At 44.3% G+C, this 12,002-nt stretch carries 10 protein-coding genes; 7 read left to right on the forward strand and 3 right to left on the reverse strand.

The window, feature by feature from the left end; translation table 11 throughout:
- The first annotated feature begins 58 nt into the window (after positions 1–58).
- Complete coding sequence (locus tag V7K97_RS28135) at positions 59–739, forward strand: RibD family protein (RefSeq protein WP_334804257.1); 681 nt, start codon at positions 59–61, stop codon at positions 737–739.
- A gap of 87 nt (positions 740–826) precedes the next feature.
- On the opposite strand, the gene V7K97_RS28140 is transcribed toward V7K97_RS28135, so the two are convergent.
- Both V7K97_RS28140 and V7K97_RS28145 read right to left on the reverse strand, forming a co-directional pair.
- Positions 827–1,177: a histidine triad nucleotide-binding protein gene (locus V7K97_RS28140; RefSeq protein ID WP_334804258.1), complete on the reverse strand. Its 351-nt coding sequence runs from the start codon at positions 1,175–1,177 to the stop codon at positions 827–829.
- Between the two features lie 336 nt (positions 1,178–1,513).
- The gene (locus V7K97_RS28145; RefSeq protein WP_334804259.1) at positions 1,514–2,134 is read right to left on the reverse strand and encodes a hypothetical protein; all 621 of its coding nucleotides are present in this window, start codon (positions 2,132–2,134) and stop codon (positions 1,514–1,516) included.
- Positions 2,135–2,283: 149 nt separating this feature from the next.
- Between V7K97_RS28145 and V7K97_RS28150 the strand changes: the two genes are divergently transcribed.
- Both V7K97_RS28150 and V7K97_RS28155 read left to right on the forward strand, forming a co-directional pair.
- Complete coding sequence (locus V7K97_RS28150) at positions 2,284–2,988, forward strand: response regulator transcription factor (RefSeq protein ID WP_334804269.1); 705 nt, start codon at positions 2,284–2,286, stop codon at positions 2,986–2,988.
- Positions 2,985–4,541, forward strand: coding sequence for an ATP-binding protein (locus V7K97_RS28155; protein ID WP_334804260.1), 1,557 nt, complete (start codon positions 2,985–2,987; stop codon positions 4,539–4,541). Before V7K97_RS28150 ends, V7K97_RS28155 begins: the two co-directional genes overlap by 4 nt.
- A 19-nt stretch (positions 4,542–4,560) precedes the next feature.
- Here the strand turns inward: V7K97_RS28155 and priA are convergent, their stop codons facing one another.
- A complete protein-coding gene (gene priA / locus V7K97_RS28160) occupies positions 4,561–7,173 on the reverse strand; it encodes a primosomal protein N' (RefSeq protein ID WP_334804261.1) in 2,613 nt (870 codons plus the stop codon).
- Positions 7,174–7,974: 801 nt separating this feature from the next.
- On the opposite strand from priA, the gene V7K97_RS28165 reads away from it, so the two are divergent.
- The 4 genes from V7K97_RS28165 (at position 7,975) to V7K97_RS28180 (ending at position 11,814) form a co-directional block, all read left to right on the forward strand.
- Entirely contained in the window at positions 7,975–9,147 is a 1,173-nt protein-coding gene (locus V7K97_RS28165; protein WP_334804262.1) for an RpoD/SigA family RNA polymerase sigma factor, read from the forward strand.
- Between the two features lie 348 nt (positions 9,148–9,495).
- A complete protein-coding gene (locus tag V7K97_RS28170; protein WP_334804263.1) occupies positions 9,496–9,996 on the forward strand; it encodes a GNAT family N-acetyltransferase in 501 nt (166 codons plus the stop codon).
- Between the two features lie 467 nt (positions 9,997–10,463).
- Positions 10,464–10,802: a cytochrome c6 PetJ gene (gene petJ / locus V7K97_RS28175; protein ID WP_334804270.1), complete on the forward strand. Its 339-nt coding sequence runs from the start codon at positions 10,464–10,466 to the stop codon at positions 10,800–10,802.
- Positions 10,803–10,890: 88 nt separating this feature from the next.
- Entirely contained in the window at positions 10,891–11,814 is a 924-nt protein-coding gene (locus tag V7K97_RS28180; RefSeq protein ID WP_334804264.1) for a tetratricopeptide repeat protein, read from the forward strand.
- Positions 11,815–12,002 lie beyond the last annotated feature (188 nt).

The raw sequence follows: 12,002 nt of genomic DNA on the forward strand, positions 1-12,002 counted from the left end.
CTATTCATCGCCAAGAATTCAAAAAGGTAAAATTATAAAGAATCGTTAAAACATAATCATGTCAGCTATCCAAACAACTGTGGTTCTTGCCATGACGGCCGATGGAAAGATTAGCTCTGTAGATCCTAATGTACCCGGTTATTCTGATGCAGACGATCAGGCACATCTGGAGTATCAATTCTCCCTTGCTGATCTAGTCTTGGTAGGAGCAGGGACGATTCGGACTGAGGGGGTAACTTTTACAATTCGCAATCCCGAACTGTTGGCAGCCCGTGAGGTTCGGGGTCAGCCTCCCCAGCCCATTACCTGCGTTGTCTCAGGTTCCCTCGACCTATCGCTGGACTTGCCTTTTTTAACCCAAGACATTGAGCGATGGATATTTACGACACACACTGGTTTAGAGCGCAATTCTGATGCAACAGCCTTGCAAAAACTGGCTGAATTAATTGATTTGGGAGATACAGACCTGGATTGGGAGCGGGCTTACACCTTGATGGCAGAGCGGGGTATTCACAAGATCGTTGCTTTGGGAGGCGGCTCTTTAACAGCTTCTCTAGCGCAGGCAGGACGAATTGACGATTGGTGGTTGACGATTTGGCCTGTCATTTATGGAGGAAAGCATGCCTCTAGCCCAGTCGAAGGAGAGGGTTTTGTTGCCAATGCTATTCCTCATCTCCAACTCGTGGAAACTCGTCAGATTGGAAGTGAGTTGTTTTTACACTACCGCACCCTCAAGTGAAAATGCGCTGCCAGAATGAAGTAGGGGCAATTCATGAATTGCCCCTACTTCCGAACCGCATCTAGAAACGCAATTCATCTGGTTTTATCAACCAGGAGGCCAGGCTAACTGCCGTCCTCCCAAAATATGCAAATGTAAATGATGGACTGTTTGACCGCCGTCATCACCAGTGTTCATGACAACTCGATAACCATTTTTCAGTCCAGCATCTTCGGCAACACGTTTGACGGTTAGCAAAAGATGCCCCAACAGAGCATGATCTTCAGATTCAGCATCAGCTAGTGTAGCAATGGGTTTTTTGGGAATTACCAGGATGTGAACGGGCGCTTGGGGATGGATGTCTTTGAATGCCAGGGCTAAATCATCCTCATAAACAATATCAGCCGGAATTTCCCGACTAATGATTTTGCTGAAAATCGTTTCTGTAGTTTCACTCATGCCAATTTACCTAATCATCTGCTAGAGATTTTATATTAAGTCTGGCTAATCACTTGTGTGTGAAACTAGAATCCCCTCGGCTTTAGACCTACGGTGTACAAATAAGTTATCAATCACAACCAGTCTGTCGAATTACAAAAAAAAGCCCTTTCAATGCGGGTAAAAATTTTGGTCAAAGAATCCCTCTTGACTCTGTGTTCTCTGCGCCTAATAAGGTTAGATTAATTACTCTTAAACCGCAGAGGCAATGGTCATTCACAGTTGGCTCTCTCTGTCAATGCGTAAGTCCTATAAATTTTAGATATGCAAACTAGATGTGGTTGAGATAATGTTCAGCTATTTTGGTGCATTAGGGCGATCAGCGCCAGGAGGATGAGGTGGAACACCTAGTGCATCGATCAACTGTTGTTCAGTGACACCCAGCTTTGCCGCAGCTGCTTTAAAATCAGGTCGGGGTGGACGCTGATTATTGCCTGGATTTGGAGGATTTGCAGGGACTCCCAAGGCAGCTTTTAACTGTGCTTCTGTTACTCCTAACTTGGTCGCAGCAGCTTTAAAATCAGGTCGGGGTGGACGCTGATTATCGCCTGGATTTGGAGGATTTGCAGGGACTCCCAAGGCAGCCTTTAATTGTGCTTCTGTTACTCCTAACTTGGTCGCGGCTGCTTTAAAATCAGGTCGGGGTGGACGCTGATTATCGCCTGGATTTGGAGGATTTGCAGGGACTCCCAAGGCAGCTTTTAATTGTGCTTCTGTTACTCCTAACTTGGTCGCAGCTGCTTTAAAATCAGGATGGGGTGGACGCGGCTGTTCGTTCGATGGTTGGTTGGGCTGTGGTGGCGCTTGGGCAATTTGAGCGAATTGATTAGCGGCATTTGCTTGATTGAGTGAAATAAAACCAAATGCGCCAATTACTAAAGGAATTGCTGCTACGCCTAAGACTCGACGAATATTCATAAAAATCAACCTTCAAAAAGTAGGGTGTTCATATTTCTAATTGAGCCATCTCAAAATTACAGCTTGCCTATTTTCTAAATTACAGTTTTGTAATTTGAACCAAAAATAATGAATTTAAAATGGAACAATATGTGAATTAATAAATGCTTGTGAACGTTCTGTTTGTCGAAGATGAAGCGAAAATTGCTAACTTTGTCCGGGCTGGACTCAAAGAGCAAGGATTTGTTGTAGACTACTGCGATAACGGTGATGAAGGATATCTGCGGGCATTAGCCAACGAATATGATGTGATTGTACTCGACATTATGGTGCCGGGAAAGGATGGACTATCGATTCTAAAACTGTTGCGGCGGCAAGGTCGAAATGCTCCGGTGATTTTGTTGACGGCTCGGAATGAATTAGACGATCGCTTGGAAGGGCTAAATTTGGGAGCGGATGACTATATCGCTAAACCGTTTTTTGTGGAAGAGTTAGCAGCTCGAATTCATGCTGTTGTGCGCCGAAGTGTTAGCGATGTCTACGACGGGCTACACCTACGCCAAAATCTGCTTTGTGTTGGGACTATCAAGCTCGATCGCATCACCAGGGAAGTCACTTGCAATCAGCAGGTGATAGAACTCACCAACCGCGAGTTTAATCTTCTGGAGTATCTCATGCGCTCTCCCGGACGGGTTTTTACTCGCACCCAAATTCTAGAACACGTTTGGGGCTATGACTTTAACCCCAACACTAACGTTGTGGATGTTTGTATCCAGCGAATTCGCAAAAAGATTGACCCCATTGATGAAGCAGTCTGGATTGAAAGTATTCGAGGGGTTGGATATCGGTTTCGCAAGCCAGAAGTTTCTTCATGAAACTCCCTTCGTTTCGACTCCGCATCGCCCTGTTGTCTGCGGCTCTGGCTGGAAGCACATTAGTCGGATTTGGTGCAGTTTCCTGGTTTCAGATTTACAATGCTAAGATTAGCCGCCTCGATGCAGAACTATTAAATCACCTAATGCGGCCAACTCCTTCACCCGATGGCGAAGGATGGCAGCTTTACCCAGACTCATTACCTTATGCCTTCGGCGGCGGAACAAATATAAAAACCCCCATTGCTCTGCTGGTGCTTGATGCCAACGGGAACACACTTTATGAATCTAACTCTCTACCTGCCGATGTCAATGTAAATCGTCTGCTGGTTCAACGTCTTCAGTTAACACCTTTACCACCGCCTCCTCCTAGAGAACCTCCACCTTTACCTGACTTTTCACGAGATTTGGAAAACTTCTCTCCTAAAAAGAGAGAGGCTTTGAATTCTCCACCTCCCCGACGCGGTTTCGCGTTAGATTTTCCCAGTGATGTGAGAAATCGGCCACCTCTGATTAGTCCCCGTCCCCCTCAATTTGTCACTGAGGAAACGGAAATAACAGCTTGGCGGATTGGAGCAGCTAAATTTCCCAATGTTCAGGTTGCCATTGCCGTTAGTCTGGAAGCCGTCAATCAAGAGATGGCTACTATTCGTAATATTTTTCTGGTTTCAATTCCGGGAGCGCTCCTGCTGGTTGCGGTGGGAGCATGGTTGGTTTCTGGTGGTGCTTTGCGTCCCATCCATCAATTAACGGGTGTGATTCAACAGGTGACTGTCAAAGGGCTAGATCAACGAATTCCCATTGGGACAACTGATGTTGAATTTGTTGAACTGATTCAGGTGTTTAATCTAATGCTGGAACGCTTGGAACGCAGTTTTACCCAAGCTTCCCGCTTTAGTGGTGATGCAGCTCATGAACTGAAAACCCCACTGACTATTTTGCAAGGCGAACTGGAACGAACGCTGCAACAGGTTGATCCCGGAAGTGAAGTACAACAGCGCTTAAGCAACTTGTTAGATGAGGTGCGCCGCCTCAGTGGAATTATGCGGAAACTCTTACTGCTATCTCTAGCAGATGCGGGAAAAATGAGCTTATATCTGGTTGAGGTTGATATGTCTGAGTTGCTGATGGAGATGCTAGAAGATTTAGAAATGCTCGCTCCCCAGTTGACTGTGCAAACTGACTTCACCGATGGGCTACGGGTAATGGGCGATCGCGATCTTCTGATTCAAGTTTTGCAAAATCTGTTCAGTAATGCCATCAAATACAATCTTGCCAACGGCTGGATACAGATTCGCGCTGATCAAACTTCCACAACTCTCCATGTTACCATTGCCAATGCATCCCAAGATATCCCACTGAGCGATCGCCTACGCATTTTTGACCGCTTTTATCGCGGCGATCCTTCACGCACCCGCAAAGTAGATGGAATTGGTTTAGGACTGAGCTTATCCCGTGAAATTGCGAGGGCACATGGTGGCGATCTCACCCTTGAATCAACATCCTTTGGTGAAACAGCATTCAGTCTCACTTTACCGATGAAGTTACATAATTGAGCGATCGCTTGAAATAATATTACATAATATTAATCGGGTCTACATCAATAGTTAAACTCACAGACGAAGGACAAAGCGATCGCACTTCTTCCCAATCTGGCAACTGTGGTAATGCATCGGGGGCAAATTTAATCAATATCTGCCAACGATAACGATTAGCTACCCGTAAAATACTCGCTGGTGCTGGGCCTAATATCTCCAATTCTTCTTCTGTACTCAAGGTTGTAGCAATAATTTGTGCCGTGTTTTGCACTTGAATGGGGTCGAGACTACTTAAGCGCAACAAAATTAACCGCCCATAAGGAGGATAATTGAGTGCTTGGCGTTGTTCTAATTCGGCTTGAGAGAAAGACTGATAATCGTGCGATCGCACGGCTGCAATTACCTGATGCTCTGTAGTATAAGTCTGCACAATTACCCTACCCGGATCATCACCTCTACCAGCACGTCCGGCGACTTGAGTCAAGGTTTGAAATGCCCGTTCACTGGCGCGATAATCTGATAAATTTAGCAATCCATCGGCGGCGACTACACCCACAAGTGTCACCTGTGGTAAATCCAAACCTTTGGTGAGCATTTGCGTACCAACTAATAAATCTGCTTCGCCGTTGGCAAACTGGGTGAGTAGAGTTCGGTGTGAGCCTTTGTTGCGGGTGGTATCGCTATCAAAACGAATCAACCGCAACTCTGGAAACTGTCGCGCTAATTCCTGCGTTACTCGTTGAGTACCGCTACCGAAAAATTTCAGGTAAGGGGAACTACAATCAGGGCAAAATTTGGGGTGCGATCGCCCATAGTTACAGTAATGACACCGCAATAATTCCGGCGCTTTTTCTTCGGTGTGGTGATACGCCAGCGAAACATCACAGTAGGGGCATTCTAGCACATATCCACAACTGCGGCAAGATACAAAAGTACTATGTCCCCGGCGATGGATAAATAAAATTCCCTGTTGTTTTCTTTCTTGCAACTCTTGTAAAGCTGTTTGCAACGATCTACTAAATATCGAACGATTTCCCTGCTGCAACTCTTGCCGCATATCGACTATTTCCACTGGCGGTAAAGGGCGGGAGTTGACACGTTCAGGCAAACTTAAATAATAACTCCTGCCTCCCGACTTCTGATTTAGGAGTGAAGAGTTAAGATTTCCTTCTTGTCCCCCCTCTCTGCTTGCGGAGAGGGGGCTAGGGGGTGAGGTTCCGACGCTTACCCAACTTTCCAACGAAGGCGTAGCGGAACCTAACACCAAGGGGCAATTTTCTAATTCGGCTCGCCACTGGGCAACGGTGCGGGCGTGGTAGGTGGGTATGGGGGAATCTTGTTTAAAGCTGCTGTCGTGTTCTTCATCTAAAACTATTAAACCCAAGTTGGGCAAAGGGGCGAAAACGGCGCTGCGGGTACCAATAACAACTTGGGGTTCTCCTGTGAGCATTTGCCGCCAAGTGTCGTAACGTTCGCCGTCGGAGAGGGCGCTGTGATAAACGCTGACTTTATTGCCAAAACGGGCGCGAAAACGATCGGTTAGCTGGGGTGTGAGTCCAATTTCTGGGACTAAGACGAGGGCGGATTTGCCTTGGTTGAGGAGAGGTGCGATCGCTTGCAAATATACTTCGGTTTTTCCTGAACCTGTCACCCCATGCAATAAAACTTGAGCAAATCCATCTAATGTCTGGATTGTCGCTAAGGCACTAGCTTGAGCAGTAGTTAAGAATTTAGCGCCATCGCCTACTATTGCTGGGCCTTGTTCTGTTCGCAATACTTCTCGTTCTTCAACAACGATGTAACCCTTTTGTGCCAACGTCTTGAGAATAGAGGAACTAGCATTGCAAATTTGCAACAATTCGTTTTGCCACAACTCCCCACCCTGTCGCCGCAGCACTTCTAAAATCTCTCGTTGACGAGTGGTTAAGTCATCGTCGATTGTACCTGTGAGCGTCACTGCTTTTTGCAACTTTGGTCGAGTTAGTCGTGGCGGTTCTAAGTAGCTTTCTACTAAACCAAATCGCAACAACTCCCGAATTCCCCGATAAGCAGATTTGACTTTTTGTTGGATGTAGGCGAAACTATAATCCCCTGCCGGCTGCCCTTGCAAAAGTTCCCAAACTTGCCGCGCAGTCGGAGTCAGAAAAGCTGAAGGATTAGGAGATGCCAATAAATAACTACTTCCCCCTGCTAAGAGCCCCCTGCTCCCTGCTCCTCTGCCTCCAAGCAGGCGGATACGACGCTGCGATCGCCCCAGCAACCCTGGCGGCAGTGCAACCCGGATTACTTGAATCAGGGGCGTATAGTAATATGCAGCAACTCGATTGAGTAATTCCCAATAAGCACTTGGGAAAAACCCAACGCTGACTATATCTTCTACTTCCCGGATTTTTTCTGGTGGTAAATCAACATTTGGTTGTGCCAGTAACCGAATAGCGATCGCTCCTAATTGTTGTGCCCCAAATGGCACGCTTAAAATATCCCCTGGTTTGATTTCCAACTGGGCTGGTAATCGATAAGTAAATAGTCCCGTACTTCCTGGACAGTCTACCAGTACTTCAACCCACCGATTAACAGTTGCACCTGACTGGTATGATTCACCAGCTTGTGCCACCACTAAAGAAGATAATTTTACGTCATTAATATACATAGTTACTGACTTTATAGTTAGATATTTACCTCACTAGCTGGTTAAAATTAACCTAGCTAACTAAACTCTAATTTTGGGCTTTTTTAGACTTAAATGGTAATTCTCAATACTGTTATTATTCATAATACTTGATAAGTTTCCTCTTATGTAATCTACTAGACAAATTCGTATCAACTATACGTGCAATAAATATTTGGTACCCACTATACAAATAAAACCATGTCGGCTCTTGCTGCAACAGTTACTTTCTCTACTAAATAGGGAGTAGCCTTTTTCCGCCTATCGATAGATATTCAAGCCTTTCTGCTTATGAGATGCTTTTATACAAAGTAAGAACATCCCGAAAGTAAGCTGCTACTCTTGTAACTTGTATCATGTCGGTAACTTTAAATCAAATCGGGAATATATAACCGCAGTAACAGGTTTTATTTTTATCCAGTGACTTACAACGCCAAAGACATTAAAAATGTTGAGAAAAATATATGAAAATTTAAGGAATTTGGATATTTAACTGAGATTTCTATATTTGTTAAGGTTGAGAAAGTTTGAGGGGGTTTGACATATTCGATAATTCGGAAAAAAATGAAGAATATATCTGTTGGAAGTCTAAGAAGAAAGTTCTCTGAGGTGCTAAGGTCGATTCCGTTATAGGTTGTATATAACCGTAACCTGCATCAGCTAGGTAGAGGTCAATTTATTTCTGTAGATAAATTAGCATCAGCCTGTATTTCGCTATATAAAGGGGTGCATCGTCCATTAGGGAAAACTACCAAGCCTCAAATGAGTAGCTGTAACTAAATTATGTACCAAACAAAGCAACAATCCCTAAAGGAAACTATGAATATTGTTAAATTGGGAAAAACGGAAATACTGGAGAATGCTGCTGATAGTGAAGAACCATCACTCGATAGTTTAAATGCAGTAGCAGAAGAAGAGTCTCCAATTGTAGTAGAAAATCTGGAATCAGACGAACGGGATGGAGATGACATGGCGGCGGCTCGTCCTTCGGGATATAACAAAACCGAACATGATGATGCTGTGGGCGCGTTTTTTAAGGAAATGGCGCGTTATCCGCTCTTAAAAGCTGATGAAGAAGTAGAGTTAGCGCGGCGAGTCAGATTCCTAGAGGAAGTCAGAGAAATCCAAGCAGCTTTAGAGTTAAAACTGGGACAGGAACCCAGTAAACTAGAAGTAGCTTCCGAGCTAGAAATGACGGAAAAGCAACTAGAAAGTCGCTTGTATCAAGGGAGAGTAGCGAAACGCAAAATGATTCGCTCAAACTTGAGATTAGTAGTCTCTATTGCTAAACGATACCTGAATCGGGGAGTGCCTTTTCTGGATTTAATTCAGGAAGGAGCGATGGGTTTAAATCGCGCTACAGAAAAGTTTGATCCCGATAAAGGATATAAGTTTTCTACCTACGCCTATTGGTGGATTAGACAAGCGATTACCAGAGCTATAGCTAACGATGCGCGGACAATTCGGCTACCTATACATATTGTTGAAAAGCTTAACAAGCTGAAAAAAGCCCAACGGGAACTCAAGCAAAAACTCTCTCGTAATCCCACCGAAGGGGAAATGGCAGAAACTTTGGAAATTAGTGTCCAACAACTACGCCAGCTACAACAACTACGGCGACAAGCACTTTCTCTCAACCACCGTGTCGGTAAAGAAGAAGACACCGAATTGATGGATTTGCTAGAGGATGAAGATAACCTGTCTCCAGAAGCAAAAATGAATGAAAACATGATGCGTCAGGAGATTTGGGAAGTTTTGGGTGACGTGTTAACTCCACGGGAGAAAGATGTGATTTCTCTGCGCTATGGTTTGACAACCAGCGAACCCTGTACTTTAGAAGAAGTTGGCAATATGTTCAATCTTTCTCGTGAGCGAGTGCGTCAAATTCAAAGCAAAGCTATGCGGAAGTTGCGCCGTCCCCACATAGCCAAACGCTTAAAAGGTTGGTTGATTTAATTACATTGCTCAAAATTGGGATGCAATACCTGATTTAATTAGCTCCACTAATAAGCATGGATCAAATAAAGTGCAAAACTTTAAATTTCGTAGGGTGTGTTATCGCGTAGCGTAACGCACCATCCTAGATTTTAGGTGCATTAGGACTTGACAAAACTTGCTCTTTCTTAAATCCACCTGACTAGCGAATTTAGAGAGCTTGTATCTGTATATTTTTTCAACTTCACCGACTGCAATTCGCAAAAACCGGGCGTTTTGTAGCTTTTTTCGGCTTTCCTTTAGTCATTACTCAAAAAAATTGCCCAGTTACCTATAGACTATGGACTATAAACTATGGACTATAGACTAATGACTTCCCATAGCAATTTGATTGTGCGTTTTGCCCAACCAGCCGATTGCAGCGTACTGTTTAAATTAATTCAGGGGCTTGCAGAGTATGAAAAATTATCTCACGCTGTTAGTGGTAATGCTCTGGCACTTCAGGAGCATTTATTTGGTTCGCGGAGGTATATAGAGGCAATCTTAGCGGAATCTGCGGGACAAGCTATTGGTTTTGCCCTATTTTTTCATAATTATTCCACATTTTTGAGTAAGCCAGGAATTTATCTGGAAGATTTATTTGTTTTACCAGAATATCGCCGGCAAGGTATTGGTAAGGCTCTTCTGACTAAAGTAGCTCAGATAGCTGTAGAACGTGATTGTGGGCGATTAGAGTGGAGTGTCTTGCATTGGAACGAGTCAGCTAAAGCATTTTACCGTAGTATGGGAGCATCAATATTAGATGATTGGCGAATTTGTCGCGTTACAGAAGATGCACTTACTCAATTAGGATCTGGTGAAGTACCCTAACTTGCTTCTCTTCGAGAGGCTGCGCCAACGCGGAAGTTGGGGCTTCCAAAGGCATTCCCAGCCAGAGTCTGGGAACGAGAGAAAACTTTTAACTAAAACAGCAGAAGTCCCACATCTGTACTGTACTCAGTCAGTGTGGGATGCCAAACCCGTCTACAGCGCTGGCTCATGAATGCGCGTGAGTAAGGAATTGACCAACAAGCGATATTGAACGCAGTTCAATTAGGATCGTTGGTCGATGACGAACGAACTCTTTCTGAATTAAGAGAATCAATCCAGTCTTCTACCAGGGATGTAATAGTTTTGTCTTTAGTCGCAGCATAAGTTTGCAACACTCGCATTCTTCTTTCGCTGATCCGTCACTAAAGCGAAGTTTGACAGCTTGTCGTTTGACTATGGCAACGGGTCAACTCACAATTATGGAGGATATTGCACCGAATCAGCCGTTATTGCAGAGGAAACACGAAATGAGAAAAATGATTACAGTCATACTGTTAGGCATAGCAATCTTCACCTTTGCCTTCAGTAGTCCAGCTTTGGCAGGAGATGCTGCTAGTGGAGCTAAAGTATTTACTGCCAATTGTGCCTCTTGTCACGCGGGAGGTAAGAATCTGGTTAATGCTGCCAAAAGTCTGAAGAAGGCGGATTTGGAAAAGTATGATATGTACTCAGCAGACAAGATTATTGCCCAGGTTACAAAAGGTAAAGGTGCTATGCCCGCCTTCGGCGCTCGTTTAAAAGCTGACAAAATTGAAGATGTAGCTGCTTATGTGCTTTCACAAGCAGATAAGGACTGGAAGAAGTAGACTAAAATCTAACTTCAAAAATTAACAATTTGCGGGGCTTTTTGTCCCGCTAATTTTGTTCTTGCCGAAATTGCCAAACAGGATGTTTATGACTAATTTCTGGCGATTATTTCTCAGTGTAATTATTGCTTTACCTTTTATTTGTTTGACTCCATCCGCACATTCATCACCTATATCTATCACGCAAATTACATCGGGTGATTTCTTGGAATTCGGTGTAGATAAGATGCGACACGGTGATTACCAGGAAGCAATAGAGAATTTTAACCAGGCGATTGAACTTAAGAAAGATTATGCTGTGGCTTATAGCGATCGCTGTCTTGCTTATCTCCAATTACAAGATTACCATCAAGCGATCGCAGATTGTACTCAAGCCATAAATTTTGCACCGGATAACTTTGAGGCTTATCTGAACCGGGGAGTGGCACTCTACAGACAAGGGGATTATGGCGCTGCTATTGTCAATCATAATCGAGCGATCGCACTTAAGCCATCCGATTTTCGAGCTTACTACAACCGAGGGCTAGCCCGTGCTGGGGATGGGAAAGACTTTGAGGCAATTCTTGACTTTGATTTAGCCCTAACTCAAATTCCCCGAATGACTAGCTTATTGCTTGCAGATATCTATAATGACCGAGGTTTGGCGCATTTTGTCTTGCAAGATACCCAAGCAGCTATGCTCGACTTTAATCTAGCAATTCGTCTCAATGCTAACGATTATAGAGCGTACTTTAACCGGGGTTGCGCTTGCGGACAAAATGGAGATGACTTTGGTGCAGTGCGTGATTTTTCTCAAGTCATCAGACTTAACCCCAGTAACGCCCAGGCTTATGTTAATCGGGGAGTAGCTCGTTATCGCTTAGGATATCATTTAGGAGCGATCGCTGATTTACAAAAAGCATCTGAGTACTTTGAAAATCAAGGAAAGAGAGTTGCCTCCGAAAAAACTGTAGATTTATTGAAGAATCTCCGGCAAAAAATCTCCTTTGCAACTGAAATCGCTCTTTTGTAAGACTGTAAGAGTTATGCAGAGTATCCACCAGCTTGAAAAATCTGTTCGACGGTTAAGTTCAACTTTGGGAAAAGATGTGAGTTGACACTCCCGGGCGTGAACGCACGGGGATTCTGTAATCTACGTCAGAATTTGCTCTAACAGGCTTGCGCCAGCTAGCGTAGAGATTCCAACTCCTACAGCGTTAC

This window comes from Nostoc sp. (assembly GCF_036917815.1).
In the GTDB taxonomy this organism is placed as follows: domain Bacteria; phylum Cyanobacteriota; class Cyanobacteriia; order Cyanobacteriales; family Nostocaceae; genus Nostoc.